This window comes from Paenibacillus piscarius (genome assembly GCF_022234545.1).
Lineage (GTDB): Bacteria > Bacillota > Bacilli > Paenibacillales > Paenibacillaceae > Paenibacillus_AQ > Paenibacillus_AQ piscarius.
This window is the reverse complement of record NZ_JAIEUI010000020.1, coordinates 76,341-94,643: the sequence shown is the minus strand read 5'-3', so window position 1 is coordinate 94,643 and position 18,303 is coordinate 76,341. Positions and strand designations below refer to the sequence as shown.

Sequence of the window (18,303 nt, the reverse complement as noted above, 5' to 3'; positions counted from 1 at the left end):
TGTGGCCCCTGCTTCGTGGGTGTCTCAAATGAACGGTAGCGTATCGCACGTATAACAGCATATTTAGTCAGCAGAGTAGAGCCTCTTTCATTTCGGTGAAGGAGGTTTTTTTTCTCGTGGAGGTTTGTTACAGGGGCGCGTGGATCGGATGTAATCGAAAAACCGACCATATTCGGTTCGGCAGAGGCGCGATGGCGGGATGTGGTCGAAAAACCGACCACATTCGGTTCGGCAGAGGCGCGATGGCGGGATGTGGACGAAAAACCGACCACAATGGCGTTGCCGCAGGCATTTTGTTCTGGAGTTTGGCGGAGGTGCGGATTGTGGACCAAATGAAATCGGAAAACCGATCACATTCTCATTGTGCTGGCACGGGCGAGCGGGTGCATGTTTGCCCTGCCTCCTGCCTGAACGCGCGTTTTTGGTTTTTTCGCAGAACAGCATCATTCAGCAGTTATTTTTTTGCAGAGAAGTTCGCGGATTTGTCTTGACAGCGCATACAAGGGCGTGTTAATTTTTAGTGGGGAAACCGGTTTCCCTATCGATTGCCAAAATTCATAGATTCTAAGATTCTGTCGGCGATGTGTTGGTAGAGTGTTAAGCTTGAGCGCAGGTTATCCATGAGAGGGAGATGAGGAAGGAATGAAAAGGAAACGTAACCGTCTGCTTGTTCCCGTTCTAATCGCATCCATTGTACTGTCCATGATGATGAGTCTGTTTGTGGTACCGCCCTCCAAGGCGGAGGCAGCCAGTATCGGTACGGTGACGGAGAACGACACGATCTATCAGATTATGGTTGACCGCTTCCATGACGGAGATCCGTCCAACAATGCTACCGGAGCGGCGATCCGCTATGGCGAGAATTCCGAAGAGGACTTCCGCTACATGAAGGGCGGCGACTGGCAGGGGGTTATCGACAAGCTCCCGTACATTCATAACATGGGCTACACCGCCATCTGGATCTCTCCGGTAGCCGAGCCGCAGATGACTAACCGTGAGAACAACGGAACAGGTAAGAATACAGCCTATCACGGTTACAATGTCAAAGATCCGAACAAGGCCAACCCTTACTTCGGCACCAAAGAAAAGCTGAAAGAGCTGGTAGACTCCGCGCATGCGCTCGGGATCAAGGTGATCATCGATGTCGTGCCGAACCATATCGGCGATTACATGCTGGGCACCCAGGCTTATTATGACATTCCTTCCTTGCAGCCTGCGGCTCCGTTCAATAATCCGGCCTGGTACCACCACAACGGCGATATCAACTGGTCGCTGGCTGACGGACGGTACGATCAGTGGGCCCAGGATTATCTGGAGAACCACGATCTGGGCGGTCTCGACGATATTGACTTCGATGTGCCTGCGGCGAAGCAGGCGGTGTTCAGCTCGATCAAGGGCTGGTTTGATTATACGGGGGCAGACGGAGCACGGGTCGATGCGGCCAAGCTGATGAAGCCGACCGATATCGGCGAGCTGCAGAACCTGCTGGGCGTGAACACCTTCGGGGAGAACTTCGACGGCAATGCCGAATTTGTCTCCCGCTGGGTCGGCACGAACAAGGAATGGGGGATGCTGGACTTCCCGTTGTTCTTTTCGGTGCTGAACAGTTTCGCTTACGGGCAGTCTTTTGACTCCAATATTAAGAGCACACTCGCTCAGGACTCCTACTACGGCGGCAACGCCAACCACATGGTAACCTTCATTGACAATCATGACCGCAACCGCTTCCTCACCGAGGCCGGCGGCAGTGTGGACAAGCTGCAGAATGCGCTGACCTTCATCTTCACCGTGCGCGGGACGCCTGTGGTGTTCCAGGGAACGGAGCAGAATAAGGGCAACGGCAACGGTCAGATCATGACCGGGGGCATCGCGGATACATGGAACCGCTGGTCGATGGTGAAGCGGGATGCAAACGGCAACGTGCTGGAGAATTACTTCAATGAGAATGCCAGCACCTACAAGCATGTCGCCAAGCTGAATGAGATCCGCAAAAACAACCCGGCCCTCCGCACCGGCACCCAGCGCGAGATGTGGTCAGCACAGAACCTGTATGCCTTCTCCCGGCGGATTGACAGCGGTGCGAATGTAGGCCAGGAAGTCATCTCCGCATTCAGTAATGCTTCCAGCGGGTCACAGACCGTGACACTGCCGCTGCGCGCCGAAAGCTCCCTGACCGCAGGTACAGTTCTCGTGAACCAGCTGAACCCTTCCGATACCGTAACGGTGCAGGCAGGCGGTGTAACCGGCAAGCAGATCACGGTAACTCTGGACGCCAACTCTGCCAAAATCTATTCCAAAGTTCAGCCGGTAACCGATACACAGGCTCCTAGCGCTCCCACAAATGTAACAGCTACCGTGCAGAATGCCTCCAGCGCACTGGTGTCCTGGACGGCTTCTACGGATAATGTCGGCGTGACCGGTTATGAGATTTACCGTAATGGGGTGAAGATCGGGACTTCGGCTACGACCTCTTTTACTGATAACGGGCTGGTGGGCAGTACGAATTACTCCTATACGATAAAAGCGTATGACGCCGCCGCCAATCTGTCGGCCTTCAGCGCTGCTGCTCTGATTGTTACCCCTGCCGGGAACAGTGTGACGATCTACTACAAGCAGGGTTACACCAATCCGTACATCCATTACCGCCCCGTCGGCGGGACTTGGACGACTGCACCGGGCGTAGCGATTCCGGCAGCGGAAGTGGCGGGCTATAACAAAATTACCATCAATATCGGCGCGGCTACGCAGCTCGAAGCCTGCTTCAATAACGGCAGCGGCACCTGGGACAGCAACGGCGGCAGCAATTACCTGTTCGGCACCGGCACCTGGACCTACACGCCTACGGGCAATATCCAGGCAGGCGGTCCGGTAACACCAACGGCAACACCGACCGCTACACCGACACCGACGGTAGCGCCAACCGCCACACCATCGCCAACGCCGACGGTTGCCCCAACGGCAACTCCGGTGCCAACGGTTGCACCGACTGCAACACCAGTGCCAACCGCCACACCAGCGGGCAACACGGCGACGATCTATTACAAGAATACAGCCTTCAGTAATTCATATATTCATTACAAGCTGGACGGGGCCACCACCTGGACGACTTCACCAGGGGTGCAGATGCAGACTTCCGCCTTCAGCGGCTACAAGTCCATCACCATTCCGCTCGGCAATGCCACCGGCCTCACTGCAGCCTTCAACAACGGCAGCGGCACCTGGGATAACAACGGCGGCAACAATTATCACTTCGGCACCGGCAGCTCCAGCCTGGCGGGAGGCAATGTGACCACAGGCGAGCCGCAGGCGGACAGCGTTACCTTCAAGGTAACTGTTCCAGGCTCTACTCCGGCGAATGCGCAAGTGTACCTGAGCGGCTCCTTCAATGCCTGGAATGCAGCTGATCCCGCGTATCTGCTGACTAAGGGGAATGATGGAGTGTACTCCATCACCTTGAATCTTCCGGCCGGAACTGCGGTGACGTATAAGCTGACGCGCGGCAGCTGGGGGACGGTAGAGACCGCCTCCGGCGGAGCGGATATTGCGAACCGGACGCTCACGCCGTCAGGCGGGGCGCAGACGGTGACACTGACCGTGCAGCGCTGGAAGGATCAGTAAAGCGGATTGATGGGGGTGAAGGATGGAAGTCCGTCACCCCCTGTTTTTTTGACGAAGAGAAATGAACCAGCTGAAAAGGAGTTGACCAATGACCAAGAAATCCAGGCTCTTACGCAAAATCACAGCCCTGCTCCTCGGCATGCTTCTGTCCGTTCCGGCAACGGCTTCCCAAGTCTCGGCAGATATTGCCGCCACCCATGTGTACCACAACCATATGCCGAATTTCTGGGCGTATTATGATCTGAACAGCTACAATTCCACCCCAACCGGCAGCCCGATCCGTTATACCTATGACGGTGAAGTGATTGCGCTGAAGCAGAATCCGCCTCCGGGGTATCCTTATTTTTTGCCGGGCGGCTCTCCGATGCCTCATGATGATCTGGTCTCCTATTATTCCCATCACGCCAAGACCGGAGCGTATTTAACCTGGCCCTGGAGTGTGGCGGATGCGCTGCGCAATAATTATCCTCAAGCCCAAATGCATGTCACCATGTCGGGGGCGGTCGTAAACAACGTGAACAGTATTATTCAACAAGGAAATGTAAGCGGATACAACAATCCCGCCTGGGGTACCCCCTGGAAGAATGCGGTGAATCAGCTCCACACCACCAATGGAAAGAATACGCTCGACCTAATCCATTTCTCCGGCCATCATTCGATGGGACCGCTGGTGGGCAATGACTATTTACTCAAGGATCTGATCTACCATGGCGCGACAATGGCCCAGCCTTATTTCCTGGGAAGCAGCTACAAGTCCTCTAAGGGGTTCTTTCCGACAGAGCTGGGGTTCTCGGAACGGATCATTCCGGTGCTGGAGAAGCTTGGTATTCAGTGGTCAGTGATCGGCAACAACCATTTCTCCCGCACGCTTAAGGATTATCCGCTGCTGAATAGCCCCGGTGCGGATACGATGGTCTCGCCGCCGAACCGCAGCGATCTGCAGAATGTCAGCACAGCCGGCGCCTGGGTCAGTGAGCCGATGTTCAACGAGCAGCAGGTGGTTCACAACAAATACCCGTTTGCTTCTACGCCGCACTGGGTCCGATATGTAGACCCGGCCACCGGGGCCGAATCCAGGGTGGTTGGTATTCCTGTCGCGCAGGCGCAGTCCTGGGAGGAAGGGTATTTGGGCCAGGTCAAGGCCGATGCGCTGAAGCCGTATGAGAATCTGGTTCCGCAGAAGCAGATTTTTGTCGTAGCCCATGACGGGGATAATTCTTCGGGCCGGGCCGGCTCGGAGGAGACCTGGCGCAATGCCGGGAATGTGACCTATGCAAGCAGCGGGGTTACGGGCATGGGAATTGATGAGTATCTGCGCAGTAATACGCCCGCCGCAAGCGATGTGGTTCATGTGCAGGACGGTTCGTGGATTGACACCCGGGACTCCTCCTCCGATCCTACCTGGTACCATTGGCGTCTGCCGTTCGGGATCTGGAAGGGCCAGTTCGCGGCATTCAATCAGATGAACGGGACTGCTTACGCCCCGAAGAAGAATCTGGCGGGGGTTGAAGAGGGGATGACGGTCTCCTTTGAGAAGGGCTATCACTATCTTGAGCGGAACTTCGCATTGCTCCAGGCCTCCTTGAATTATGCCAAGACCGCTGAGCAGATCTGGCTGGATGAACATCCGAATTACTGGAAGCCGGCGAATCCGCTGGACCGTGAGGTGACCTATGAGGGGAACCAGCTGAACCCCTGGATGATCTCCTATCCTGTAAAAGGGGACACAGCCAATGATTATGCCGGAGGCGCCAATCCCGCTGAACTGGCGTGGTATTTCCTGCTTCCTGCGATGGACTCAGGCTTCGGCTATTATGATGAGAATGTGGATGACAGTGTGAAGCCGGCGTTGTCTTTTAACCAATCGCTGTATTTCTCCAAGCCCTATGTTTCGGGTAAGCTGGCCAAGGACAAAACCGGCCCTTCCGTCTGGTGGCCGCAGCGTTACCCGTACAATCCGGGCAGTGCCAATGTCAGCAAGGCGGAGGGCTGGACCCTTCAGCATTTCAATAATGCTTTTGCCATCTATACTTATGCGTTTGACACCAGCGGAATTAGCGATATCAAGGTGAAGGTGCGGGTTCACCGCGACAAAACCGCAGATGCGGCAGATAACACCTTCAAGGTCTATGATCCGGCGGGAATGGCCGCAGCAGGGGTACCCAACATCGACCCGGCTAAGGTTGGTGCCTGGACCGAATACCCGATGAATGTCCGCGATCTGAGCAGCGACATTAACGGTGTAGACTGGCAGCCAAGCAGCAAGGCGATGATGCAGAAGGTCCCGGCGACGGACATCGGAAATCTGTACTTCACCTATCTCTCCGGTTACCGGAATCAGCTCCTGGACTACTATATTGAAGCGAAGGATGCCAAAGGGAATGTGACCAAAAGCGAGATCCAGCAGGTCTACGTAGGCGCTGGTAAATATACGCTGGCGAACGGTAAGTATACAGAGAGTATGGAGGGCACAATTGAAGGCACCCATCCGTTCATTACGGATGTGCCTGCGGTCCCGGACACGGAAGCTCCATCTGCACCGGCGAATCTTCAGGTGAAGGTAGCCGATGCCTCCTCGGTAGGGCTGACCTGGGATGCAGCGACTGACAACGTCCGGGTGACCGGCTATGAAATCTACCGCAATGGCGTTAGAATCGGGACCTCCCAGGCCCCTTCCTATACCGATAGTGGCTTGTCGGCCAGTACAGCCTATGAATATAAGGTAAAAGCTTATGATGCCTCCGGCAATTTCTCCGGCTTCAGTGCAGCGGCGGCGGCTACAACCCCCGCCGGAAATCAGGTAACGGTCTATTACAAGCGGGGCTATGCTAATCCGTACATCCATTACCGCCCGGCTGGCGGAACCTGGACGACTGCTCCGGGCGTAGCGATTCCGGCGGCGGAAGTGGCGGGCTATAATAAAATTACCATTAACATCGGCGCAGCCGCCCAGCTCGAAGCCTGCTTCAATAACGGCAGCGGCACCTGGGACAGCAACGGGGGCAGTAATTACCTGTTCGGCACCGGCACCTGGACGTATACGCCGACCGGGAATATCCAGGCAGGCGGTCCGGTGACGCCAACGGCAACGCCGAGTGCGACGCCGACGGCTATGCCAACGCCGACAGTCGGGCCAACGGTGAAGCCAAGTACGACACCAACGGCGACAGTCGTGCCAACGGCGACACCGACGGCTATGCCAACGCCCACTGTTGTGCCAACAGCCACACCGACGGCTATACCATCACCGACTGTAGTACCAACGGTTACGCCATCCGTTGCGCCATCGGCAACACCTGTACCAACCGCTACACCGGCAGGCAACACGGCGACAATCTATTACAAGAATACAGCCTTCAGCAATTCGTATATTCATTACAAGCTGGACGGGGCAACCACCTGGACGACATCGCCTGGCGTGCAAATGCAGACCTCTGCCTTCAGCGGCTACAAGTCCATTACCATTCCGCTTGGTAGTGCTACCGGCCTGACCGCCGCCTTCAACAACGGCAGCGGCACCTGGGATAATAATGGCGGCAGCAATTATCACTTCAGCACTGGAAGCTCCAGCCTGACGGGAGGCAATGTGACCACCGGCGAACCTCAGGGAGACAGCGTTACCTTCAAGGTGAGCGTCCCGGGATCGACTCCGGCGAATGCTCAGGTGTATCTGAGCGGCTCCTTCAATGCATGGAATGCGGCAGACCCCTCGTATCTGCTGACCAGGGGGAATGATGGCGTCTATTCCATCACTCTGAACCTTCCGGCCGGAACCGCCGTGACTTATAAGCTGACGCGCGGAGGCTGGGGGACGGTAGAGACCGCTTCCTCTGGAGCGGACATTGCGAACCGGACACTCACACCGTTAGGCGGGGCTCAGACGGTAACACTGACCGTGCAGCGCTGGAAGGATCAGTAGGGTGTAAGTAACAAACGGGAACGCCTTTTCTAAATGGTGCGGTATCCATTTAGGAAGGGCGTTTTCTGGTTGGTGAGGCGAGCGGACCCAATGTAATCGAAAAACCGATCACAATGCGCCGGTCGGTTGTGAGCGGGACAAATGTAATCGGAAAACCGATTACAATGCGCCGGGCGGGTGTGAGCGGACCGAATGTAATCGGAAAACCGATCACAATGCGCCGGTCGGGTGTGAGCTGACCGAATGTAATCGGAAAACCGATTACAATGCAGCAGCGGAGTGAGCGGGACAAATGTATGCCGAAAACAACATACAATACGCAGTGGCGGAGTGGGCGAGCCAAGGCATGTAGGGTTTAAACTGTAACTCCCACCTCTAAAACAGCGGAGCGGGCGGACTGATTGTGGAGAAGCGACAGCGTTCGCCTTTGTTCACGGATTTTTACCGCTGAGTCCATTCTAATTAAATCCGGGAACAACAGCGATCGGAACAACGGTCCGTTTGCGGAGCGTTCATCCGAGAGTCCCTCCCACACATTTTACACTCCGTTGATAATCGCCGCCGGAACTGGTATTTTGCCGAAAATGGAGGTAGAGTGTTCACAAGGACACAATGACAAGGAAGAGGACTGCCGCTGATGAAACCATTTCGCATTCGACTGACAATTATCCTGATGGCGCTGATCGGGATCTCCATGACCGGGGCCGGGATTACGATGGCCAAGCTGTTCAAGGACTCGCATATCTCTGTGCTGGAGGAGAACATGTCCCGGGAGATCAAGCTGCTCTCCGGCACGTTTACATTCATGGATGTATCCGCCCCAGACGCTATCAATTATTATACCGAACAGGCTCAGAAGATCTCCGAGCTGACCGGCTCACGCGTCACCTTCATTACGAAGCAAGGCCGGGTCATCGGCGACTCCGAGAAGAATCCGCGCGAGATGGACAACCACTCCACCCGGGAGGAGGAGCTGCTGGCCGCGAAGGAAGGGATTGGCCGGGCGATCCGCTACAGCGATACGCTGGACCGCGAAATGATGTATGTGGCGGGCTCCGTGTCCTCGGATCAGGGCTTCGACGGATACATCCGGCTGTCGATGGGGCTGGACGCCGTATCGGAGGGTCTGAGCCGGGCATGGATGATTATGGCGGGCGGGCTGGTGCTGCTGTTCATCGCCGCTACGCTGGTGAGCTACAAGGTGGCCTCCAGTATGACCTCGCCGCTGGAGCAGATTACCCGTGTGGCCCGGCGTATTACTGATCTGGACTACGACGCCCGGGTGCCGCTGAAGCGCAAGGATGAGGTCGGCCAGCTGGCGACAGCGATCAATGCGATGGCTGACAGCCTCCAGGCCCAGCTCAAGACCATCCGCGACAATGAGGACCTGCTGCAGAGCGTCCTCGACAATATGACCGGCGGTATCCTGATGATCAACGAGGAGGGGGAGATTGCCCTGCTTAACCGGGCTGCCGAACGCCTGCTGGATGTGAAGCACAGTGAGATGACCGGACACTCCTATAAAGAGATCAAGCATCATTATGAGCTGACCCGGCTGATTGACGAAGGCGTATCCGCCGGCGAGCCTGTGCATGAGGAGCGCACCATCTATAATCCGGTCGAACGGATTGTGCGTGTAGACGGCGTGCCGATGCTCCAGGACGGCTCTTCACGGGGGATGCTGTTCCTGCTGCAGGAGGTTACAGAGATCCGCCGGCTGGAGAGAATGCGCAGCGAGTTCGTCGCCAATGTCTCCCATGAGCTGAAGACCCCGGTGGCCGCGGTCAAAGGCTTCGCCGAGACCCTGCTGGGCGGCGGAGTAACCGATGAGAAGACCGCCCGTTCCTTCCTGCAGATCATCTATGACGAGAACGAGCGGCTCAACCGCCTGATCGGCGACATTCTGGAGCTGTCCAAAATCGAATCCAAACGCGTGCAGCTGGAATGCTCCCCGGTCCATCTCATCGAATTCTTCGACTCGGTCCTGGAGACGCTCAGCAAGGTGGCCGAGAAGAAGAAGATTACACTCAGCTCCGAGGTGCCGGAGGAGCTGTTCATCGAAGGGGACGAGGACAAGCTGCGCCAGATTTTCATGAATCTGCTCTCCAATGCGATTAATTATACCCAGGACGGAGGGAACGTCAGAGTCACTGTATCCAACCTTCAGAAGCCGGACGGGACGGAGAGTGTGCGCTTTACCGTGAGTGACACGGGGATGGGGATACCGCGCAAGGATCTGCCGCGTATCTTTGAACGCTTTTACCGGGTGGACAAGGCCCGCTCCCGAAGCTCCGGCGGCACCGGCCTTGGCTTGTCCATCGTGAAGCATCTGGTGGAGCTGCACAGGGGAACGATTACAGTAGAGAGCGACCTGGGCATCGGAAGCTCCTTCATTCTGGAATTGCCGCTGCTGCAGGAGGAGAACATATAGGTAGACTAATACATGTATGAATGGTAGTTGTAATACGCGCCGGCCGCAGATGCTTACGAAGCGAGCTTTCCTGCGGAAAGCTTTCCAGGTAAGAATAAATTCAATATTTTACACTAAGTTAACATTACGGTGCTATGATGTGCATGTGTGCAGTTATGTAAAATTAATAACCTATGAAAAGACGGGGGAACCTATGGCACAACGATTGCTTGTCATTGAAGACGAACCGACACTGGCCCGGCTGCTGTCGTATAACCTGACACAGGAAGGCTATGAAGTGACGGTGGAGGATCATGGAACGGCAGGATACGACCGTGCGACTAGAGAACCGTTTGATCTGATCGTACTGGACCTGATGCTGCCCGGCATGAACGGCATTGACATTCTGGATAAATTGCGTGGACAAGGCATACGGACCCCGGTCATTGTATTGACAGCCAAGAATGCGGAAGAGGATGTCGTCCGGGGGCTGAAATCCGGGGCCGATGATTATATTACGAAGCCGTTTGGCGTATCCGAGCTGCTGGCCCGGGTCAGCGCTGTGCTGCGGCGGATCTCCGGGATGGCGGAGGAGACTCCGGCGGAAGCAGAGGTGTCTTCCTCAACCATTATCCTGGGACAGCTGGAGATCTACCCGGAGCGTTACGAGGTGTCGCTGGGCGGACAGAGCATCAATCTGCGGCCTAAGGAATTCGAGGTCCTGCTGTATCTGGCCCGTAAGCCGGGAGTGGTTCTGACCCGGGACGATCTGATGAACGCTGTCTGGGGCTTCGATTATATCGGAGGCCAGCGCACCGTGGATGTGCATGTCAGCTCCCTGCGCAAGAAGCTGGAGCTCGACCCGGAATCCGTGCATATTGATTCCATCCGCGGCGTAGGCTACAAGCTGGTCGTGAATAAGAAGAGAACACCGGTCATTTAGCGATGGCGGTGTTCTCTTCTTATCCGGAGGATTTTACACTGCGTTAACAATTCCCGGGAGCTCTATTTACACTGAACGCTTATCATGGGGAACGAAGATGATGAGAAGGAGACTACCGAAACGAATGAAATCCATCATTGACATAGAGAAGCTGGATCTCTACTATGAGTCATTCCATGCACTGAAGAATGTGGATCTGCAGATTCCGGAGAAGCAGGTGACTGCGTTTATCGGCCCTTCCGGCTGCGGAAAGTCCACCCTGCTGCGAACCCTGAACCGGATGAATGATATGATCCCCGGAACCCGAATTGAAGGCAAAGTGAACATCGGCGGCAAAAATATTTACAGCGACGAGATTGAAGTGGAAAGTCTGCGCAAGCAGGTGGGGATGGTCTTTCAGCAGCCCAATCCTTTTCCCAAGTCGATCTATGACAATGTGGCCTACGGCCCGCGTCTGCATGGCGTGAAGAGCAAGGCTGAGCTGGATGTCATTGTGGAGCAGAGCCTGCGCCAGTCCGCACTCTGGGAGGAAGTGAAGGATTTCCTCAAGAAGTCTGCCCTGAGCTTGTCCGGCGGCCAGCAGCAGCGTCTGTGTATCGCCAGAGCTCTGGCTGTGCAGCCGGATATTCTGCTGATGGATGAGGCAACATCCGCGCTGGACCCGGTGTCCACGCTGAAGATTGAGGAGCTGGTCCAGGAGCTGCGGGATAAGTATACGATTGTGATGGTCACGCATAATATGCATCAGGCCGCCCGGGTGTCGGGCCGCACCGTATTTTTCCTGAACGGGGTCATTGTGGAGGCTGCGGATACGGAGCTGCTGTTCTCTAACCCGAAGGATTCCCGCACAGAGGATTATATTTCCGGCCGTTTCGGCTAAGACCGATGCTTAAGTACACCCGCAGGACGATATGTTTTGGAGGAGGCACGTTGTCAATATGATTCGCAGAAAAGAATTCGACAAAGATCTGGAAGAACTGCGCACTCTGCTGCAGCAGATGGGCGAGCATGTAACGGATGCCCTGGATGGTGCGATACTGGCTCTGCAGACCCTCGATACGGTACGGGCTCAGGAGATTGTCAAAGCGGACCTTAGGCTGAACGCCATGGAAGACAAGATTATGGAGATCGGCTCGCGGCTGATCATCACCCAGCAGCCGGTGGCGAAGGACCTGCGCCGCATTATTGTAGCGTTCAAAATCTCCAGCGATCTGGAGCGCATGGGCGATCTGGCGCTGGATGTCGCCAAGGTTACGATGCGTATTCAGGGGCAGCAGCTCATTAAACCGCTTGTGGATATTCCGCGGATGGCTGATATCGTATCGGTCATGATTAATGAAGCGATTCAATCCTATCTGGATGAGAATACCGATCTGGCTTACAAAATGGCCCAGGACGACGACCAGGTCGATGGCCTGTACAGCGCGATGATTAACGAACTGTACACGTACATGGTTCAGAAGCCCGAAACCGTGAATCAGGCTATGCTGCTTACGCTGGTCGGACGTTATATTGAGCGGATCGCTGACCATGCGACGAATATCGGCGAGAGTGTGGTATATCTGGTGACGGGCAAGCGCCCGGACCTCAACCAATAACAGTATGGACTGCAAGAGGCAAGCCTTCATTCCGGGGGCTTGCTTTTTTATTTGGTGGTAGAGCGGCGATTCCGGCCGGAGCCATTTCGTCTTGGTGCGGGGCATATGTTACTATGTAAGAAGTAAGCAAGATTAAGGCGAGGTGTTAGAGTGGACAAGGACAAGCTGATACTCATTGATGGAAATAATATCATTTACCGCGCGTTTTTTGCGATGCCGCCGCTGACAAATACGGCAGGGCAGCAGACGAATGCGGTCTACGGATTCACGACGATGCTGCTGCGCTTAATTGAAGAACATAAGCCGACTCATATGATTGTGGCCTTTGACGCCGGGAAGATTACCTTCCGGCATGAGGGCTATGAGGAGTATAAGGGCGGACGCCAGAAGACACCGCCGGAGCTGTCCGAGCAGTTCCCGCTGCTGAAGGAGCTGCTGAAGGGGCTGGGCGTCCCGCAGTTCGAGATCGAGGGCTATGAGGCCGACGATATCATCGGGACGATCTCCCGGGAGGCGGATGAAGCCGGCCGGCAGGTGATGATTGTGTCCGGGGACAAGGACATGCTGCAATTGGCCTCCGAGCATACCACGGTGGCACTGGTGCGCAAAGGAGTGACCGAGGTGGAGCTGTACGGGCCGCAGCAGATCCGCGACAAATACGATCTCACCCCGGAGCAGATCATTGATCTGAAGGGGCTGATGGGCGATGCCAGCGACAATATTCCCGGGGTGCCGGGAGTCGGGGAGAAGACGGCGCTTAAGCTGCTCCACCAGTTCGGATCGGTCGAGGGTGTGCTGGCCGGAACCGGTGAGCTGAAGGGGAAGATGAAGGAGAAGCTGGAGGAGCATTCCGACAGCGCGATCATGAGCAAAAAGCTGGCGACCATCTACCGCGAGGTTCCGCTGGCCCACGCCTGGGAGGATATGGTCTTCAGCGGCATCAATACCGCTACGGCTGGTCCAGCCCTGGCACGGCTGGAGTTCAAATCGCTGCTGGAACGCCTGTCCCTGAGCGCTTATTCCCAAGGGACAGACGGCTCTTCCGGGCCTGCGGAGGTGGAAGCAGCAGAGCTGGCGATCACCATTGTGGATGAAGCCAGGCTGGACGCGCTGAACGCTGCATTGCCGGAAATATCAGCGCTGCATGTCGAGTCTAACGGGGAGAACCCGCACCGCTCGGAGGTTATCGGCATCGGCCTGTCTTCGCCGGAGCAGCATTACTTCGTGCCGTTTGCCCTCATGAAAAGTGAGGGGGCAGCGCCGCTCAGAGCCTGGCTCGGCGATGAACAGGCGCCGAAGAGCGGGTATGACCTCCACCGGGCCGATCTGGCGCTGCATTGGCAGGGGATCGCTTTTGCCGGGGCCGCTAAGGATGTTCAGCTTGCTGCTTATCTGCTCGACCCGACAGAGGCGAACCAGAATCTGAATGATCTGACCAGTAAATACGGACTGCCCCGCTTGTCGCCGGATGAGGAGGTCTTCGGCAAAGGGGCCAAATATAGAATACCGGAGCTGGCGGTTCTCGGTGAGCATGTGGCCCGTAAGAGTGCCACCGTGCTGGGAATTGTGCAGAAGCAGCAGGAGGAGCTTACGAAGACAGGCATGACCGGCCTGTTCCAGGACCTGGAGATGCCGCTGTCGCGCATTCTTGCCGATATGGAGAAGCAGGGCATCGCTGTCAATAAGGAGGAGCTTGCCGGACTCGGCAGAGAGTTCGAAGCGCAGATTGCACAGCTAGTGACGGAGATCTATGCGGTGTGCGGCACTGAATTCAACCTCAATTCACCTAAGCAGCTGGGCGAGGTGCTGTTCGTGAAGCTGGGTCTGCCTGTCGTGAAGAAGACGAAGACCGGCTACTCGACCGACGCTGAGGTGCTGGAGAAGCTTGCGCCTTATCATGACGCTGTGCGCCTGATCCTGCAATACCGGACCCTGGCCAAGCTGCAATCCACGTATGTCGAAGGGTTAATGAAGGAAATCTCGCCGGAGACGGGCAAGGTGCATACCTTCTACCGGCAGACGATTGCCGCTACGGGCCGGCTCAGCAGCCAGTTCCCCAACCTGCAGAATATTCCGATCCGGCTGGAGGAAGGCCGCAAGCTGCGCAAGGTCTTCGTGCCCTCCGAACCGGGCTGGTCGATTCTGGCGGCGGACTACTCGCAGATCGAGCTGCGTGTGCTGGCGCATATCTCGGGCGATGAGCGGATGAAGGAAGCTTTTGTCGAGGATATGGATATTCATACGAAGACGGCGATGGACGTATTTGGCGTTACCGCTGACAGTGTGGACAGTAATATGCGCCGCTCCGCCAAGGCGGTAAACTTCGGAATTGTGTACGGCATCAGCGACTACGGGCTGTCCCAGAACCTGAACATTCCGCGGAAGGAAGCGGCGAAGTTCATCGAGCAGTATTTCGAGGTGTTCAAGGGTGTCCGCCGTTATATGGATGAGATTGTGGTCGAAGCCCGCAAGCAGGGCTATGTCACCACGCTGCTGGAGCGCCGCCGTTATCTGCCGGAGATTAATGCGAAGAACTTCAATCTGCGTTCTTTTGCCGAGCGCACCGCAATGAATACGCCGATTCAGGGTACAGCCGCCGATATCATTAAGCTGGCAATGGTTCATATGGACAAGGCGCTGCATGAGCGCGGCCTGAAGAGCCGGATGCTGCTTCAGGTGCACGATGAGCTGGTGTTCGAGGTGCCGGAGGACGAGCTGGAGGAGATGAAGCAGCTGCTGCCTGAGGTAATGGCCGGGGCGCTTGCGCTGTCGGTGCCGCTGAAGGCTGAGGTAAGTTATGGCAGCAACTGGTATGAAGCGAAATAGGGTCCCCGCATAAGGCGGATATCCGGTATAATGGAGGGGAGGTGAGCCATTATGCCGGAATTACCGGAAGTTGAGACAGTCAGAAGAACACTTAACGAATTGATTACAGGCAAGCAGATAGAGCAGGTCACCGTCCGGCTGCCGCGGATTATTCAACGCCCGGACGATTCTCAGGCTTTTGCCCATATGCTGGCAGGCCATACGGTGGAGACCGTAGAGCGCAGAGGGAAGTTCCTGCGTTTCCTGTTCGACGGGCTGGTGATGGTCTCCCATCTGCGGATGGAGGGCCGTTACGGGGTATACCGTCAGGGCGAGCCGCTGGACAAGCATACCCATGTGATTTTTCATTTCACGGATGGTATGGAATTGCGATACACCGATGTGCGCCAGTTCGGAACGATGCATCTGTTCCAGCCGGGCGAGGATCTGCTCCTGAAGCCGCTGAACAAGCTGGGCCAGGAGCCGCTGGATGCCGATTTTACATTTGAGCGGTTCAAACAGATGGTCGCTCACCGGAGCACCAAGATCAAGCCGCTGCTGCTGAATCAGGAGGTTGTGGTGGGCATCGGCAATATTTATGTAGATGAGTCCCTGCACCGTGCGGGCATTCATCCGGAAGCAGCCGCGAAGTCACTCTCGGAAGAACAGCTGGCACGGCTGCACCATGCCATTGTCGCCACACTGACAGAGGCCGTGAATGCCGGAGGCTCTTCGGTCAAGTCGTATGTCAACGGCCAGGGCGAGAGCGGCAATTACCAGGATGAGCACCGGATCTACGGACGTAAAGACCAGCCTTGTGTTACCTGCGGCACGCTGATTGAGAAGAGTGTGGTCGGCGGACGCGGAACACATTATTGTCCGAGCTGCCAGCCTGCTCCCCGGCTGATCGTGTAATTCTGCCTGGAAATCAAACCATAGGCACCCACTGCCCGTCCCGCCCATATAATGTGTGAAGACTGCTGATTATGGCGAAGCGGGGCCCGGCTGGCATCATCTGCCTGGTTCCTGCTCTTCACGGGAGGGATTGCGGGTGCTAAGCCCATGGTTGTCATTGCTGCTGCTGGCGTTTGCTCTTAGCTTGGATGGATTCGGTGTAGGCATTACATATGGTCTGCGCAAAATGAAAATCCCTTTGCTCTCGGTCGTGATTATCTCGCTCTGTTCGGGGGTAGTCATCTATGTGTCTATGCAGGTCGGCGTGCTGCTGGCCAAGGTGATCTCGCCTCATGCCGCTTCCAGCATCGGAGCGGTTATTCTCGTCTTGATGGGCTGCTGGTCTCTGTTCCAGATGCTGACCCAGAAGGAGAAGGAGCAGCCGGATGGTGTGACGGACGGAGAGACGGTACTTGAGACCGCTGCTGCCGCTGCGGTACAGGACCTTGAACAGCAGAAGCCGGCCGTATTCTCGCTGGAGCTGCGGCATCTCGGGGTCGTAATTCAGATTCTCCGTACCCCGTCCTCCGCCGATATTGATGCCTCCGGCAGCATCTCCCCAATGGAAGCTATGATTCTGGGGATTGCCTTGTCGCTGGATGCCTTCGGCGCCGGCCTTGGGGCTGCGCTGCTCGGATTCAGCCCGTGGACGACTGCACTGATGATCGCCGTATTCAGCGGCACCTTCCTGAGGCTGGGAATGAAGACCGGGCTGAGATTGTCCGGCAGTTACTGGATGAAGCATGCCGCCGTTCTGCCGGCGTTATTATTAATTGCAATGGGTATAATGAAGTTATTATGAGGTGAGTACATGATTATAGGCTTAACCGGAGGCATTGCTTCGGGCAAAAGCACCGTGTCCGCACTGTTTGTCAGGGAAGGGGCTGCTCTGGTCGATGCAGATATCATCGCCAGGGAGGTCATGCTTCCCGGACATCCGGTGCTGGCTGCGGCGGTGCAGGCGTTCGGGGAGCGGATTCTGCGGCCGGACGGGACGCTGGACCGGGCAGGGCTGGGCGAGATTGTATTCCGCGACCCGGAAGCGCTTCAGACGCTGAACCACCTGACTCATCCGGCAATCCGCAAGGAGATCAAGGAGCGAATGAATGCGCTGGAGCAGGATGATCCTCAGCGCCTCGTTATTGTTGATATTCCGCTGCTCTACGAGTCCGAGCTGGACACGCTGTTCGAGCAGATTATTGTAGTCTATGTTCCCCGCAGGGTGCAGCTGGCCCGGCTGATGGAGCGCAGCGGTATGACACTGGAGCAGGCGGAGGACCGGATTGCCGCCCAGATGGATATTGAACTGAAGCGCAGGAGAGCAACCTATGTGATTGACAACAGCGGCGGGCTAGAGGCTACGGAGCATCAGGTTGCCGCTCTGCTGGACAGGCTGGAACGCTGATGATGAAATGGCTGCGCAAAAAAAGAGTGCTCCTGCTGCTATTTATAGGCTTCACAGCCGTTCTGTTCCTCAGCACCAACTGGATGTCGTGGTTTTATCCGATTTATTATAAAGAAGAGATCCGCAAGCACAGCATCACTTATGAGATGGACCCGTTCCTTGTAGCCTCCATCATCCGGGTGGAGACCAATTACAAGACCGGCCGTGAATCCAAAAAAGGAGCGATCGGACTCATGCAGCTCATGCCGGACACGGCCAAGTGGGCGCTGGAAAAGGCCAAGCTCCCCGAGGTGTCGCTGGAGCGGCTGAAGGAGGAGCCTTCGTCCAATATTGAGCTCGGTACATGGTATCTGTCAACGCTCTCCCGGCAGTTTGACGGCAACCGGACAGCAGTGATCGCCGCTTATAATGCCGGCCCTGGCAAGGTGCAGAGCTGGCTGGATGAAGGGCAGTGGGACGGACGGGAAGCGACGGTGAAGGATATTCCCTTCGGGGAGACCCGGCATTATGTGCAGCGTGTCATTTATTATTATGACCAGTACAAGGAGCTCTACACTGAATTCTGACTTCTTCCATGATGCAAAAAGAAGCATCAAACGGCCGAAGCCGTTCGATACTTCTTAGGCAAGCTTATGTCGTGTGTTGGACAGG

The 18,303-nt window shown here is 56.1% G+C and carries 11 protein-coding genes; all 11 read left to right on the top strand.

Translation table 11 applies throughout. The features are described 5' to 3' along the window. The first annotated feature begins 642 nt into the window (after positions 1-642). Positions 643-3,618 (top strand): alpha-amylase family glycosyl hydrolase, encoded by a 2,976-nt coding sequence (locus K1558_RS25435; RefSeq protein WP_238654754.1) that lies wholly within the window; start codon positions 643-645, stop codon positions 3,616-3,618. A gap of 88 nt (positions 3,619-3,706) precedes the next feature. Next, complete coding sequence (locus tag K1558_RS25430; protein ID WP_238654753.1) at positions 3,707-7,537, top strand: carbohydrate binding domain-containing protein; 3,831 nt, start codon at positions 3,707-3,709, stop codon at positions 7,535-7,537. A gap of 637 nt (positions 7,538-8,174) precedes the next feature. Continuing rightward, positions 8,175-9,968: a two-component system histidine kinase PnpS gene (pnpS, locus tag K1558_RS25425; RefSeq protein WP_238654752.1), complete on the top strand. Its 1,794-nt coding sequence runs from the start codon at positions 8,175-8,177 to the stop codon at positions 9,966-9,968. A gap of 193 nt (positions 9,969-10,161) precedes the next feature. Then, entirely contained in the window at positions 10,162-10,890 is a 729-nt protein-coding gene (locus K1558_RS25420) for a response regulator transcription factor (RefSeq protein ID WP_238654751.1), read from the top strand. Between the two features lie 124 nt (positions 10,891-11,014). Then, the gene (gene pstB, locus K1558_RS25415) at positions 11,015-11,770 is read left to right on the top strand and encodes a phosphate ABC transporter ATP-binding protein PstB (protein ID WP_238654750.1); all 756 of its coding nucleotides are present in this window, start codon (positions 11,015-11,017) and stop codon (positions 11,768-11,770) included. Positions 11,771-11,828: 58 nt separating this feature from the next. After that, the gene (gene phoU, locus K1558_RS25410) at positions 11,829-12,488 is read left to right on the top strand and encodes a phosphate signaling complex protein PhoU (RefSeq protein ID WP_238654749.1); all 660 of its coding nucleotides are present in this window, start codon (positions 11,829-11,831) and stop codon (positions 12,486-12,488) included. A 213-nt stretch (positions 12,489-12,701) separates the two neighbouring features. Next, the gene (gene polA, locus K1558_RS25405; protein ID WP_238654804.1) at positions 12,702-15,314 is read left to right on the top strand and encodes a DNA polymerase I; all 2,613 of its coding nucleotides are present in this window, start codon (positions 12,702-12,704) and stop codon (positions 15,312-15,314) included. A 51-nt stretch (positions 15,315-15,365) separates the two neighbouring features. Further along, a complete protein-coding gene (mutM, locus tag K1558_RS25400) occupies positions 15,366-16,208 on the top strand; it encodes a DNA-formamidopyrimidine glycosylase (RefSeq protein WP_238654748.1) in 843 nt (280 codons plus the stop codon). A 136-nt stretch (positions 16,209-16,344) separates the two neighbouring features. Next, complete coding sequence (locus tag K1558_RS25395) at positions 16,345-17,049, top strand: MntP/YtaF family protein (protein ID WP_238654747.1); 705 nt, start codon at positions 16,345-16,347, stop codon at positions 17,047-17,049. A gap of 9 nt (positions 17,050-17,058) precedes the next feature. Continuing rightward, on the top strand, positions 17,059-17,652 hold the full coding sequence (gene coaE / locus K1558_RS25390; protein WP_238654746.1) for a dephospho-CoA kinase: 594 nt from the start codon (positions 17,059-17,061) through the stop codon (positions 17,650-17,652). A gap of 2 nt (positions 17,653-17,654) precedes the next feature. Beyond that, complete coding sequence (locus K1558_RS25385; RefSeq protein WP_238654803.1) at positions 17,655-18,218, top strand: lytic transglycosylase domain-containing protein; 564 nt, start codon at positions 17,655-17,657, stop codon at positions 18,216-18,218. The last annotated feature ends 85 nt before the right edge of the window (positions 18,219-18,303 follow it).

Bases quoted from the DNA above. Each gene is read 5' to 3' on its own strand.
- K1558_RS25435 (WP_238654754.1), top strand. From the start codon at position 643: ATGAAAAGGAAACGTAACCGTCTGCTTGTTCCCGTTCTAATCGCATCC.
- K1558_RS25430 (WP_238654753.1), top strand. From the start codon at position 3,707: ATGACCAAGAAATCCAGGCTCTTACGCAAAATCACAGCCCTGCTCCTC.
- pnpS (WP_238654752.1), top strand. From the start codon at position 8,175: ATGAAACCATTTCGCATTCGACTGACAATTATCCTGATGGCGCTGATC.
- K1558_RS25420 (WP_238654751.1), top strand. From the start codon at position 10,162: ATGGCACAACGATTGCTTGTCATTGAAGACGAACCGACACTGGCCCGG.
- pstB (WP_238654750.1), top strand. From the start codon at position 11,015: ATGAAATCCATCATTGACATAGAGAAGCTGGATCTCTACTATGAGTCA.
- phoU (WP_238654749.1), top strand. From the start codon at position 11,829: ATGATTCGCAGAAAAGAATTCGACAAAGATCTGGAAGAACTGCGCACT.
- polA (WP_238654804.1), top strand. From the start codon at position 12,702: ATGCCGCCGCTGACAAATACGGCAGGGCAGCAGACGAATGCGGTCTAC.
- mutM (WP_238654748.1), top strand. From the start codon at position 15,366: ATGCCGGAATTACCGGAAGTTGAGACAGTCAGAAGAACACTTAACGAA.
- coaE (WP_238654746.1), top strand. From the start codon at position 17,059: ATGATTATAGGCTTAACCGGAGGCATTGCTTCGGGCAAAAGCACCGTG.
- K1558_RS25385 (WP_238654803.1), top strand. From the start codon at position 17,655: ATGAAATGGCTGCGCAAAAAAAGAGTGCTCCTGCTGCTATTTATAGGC.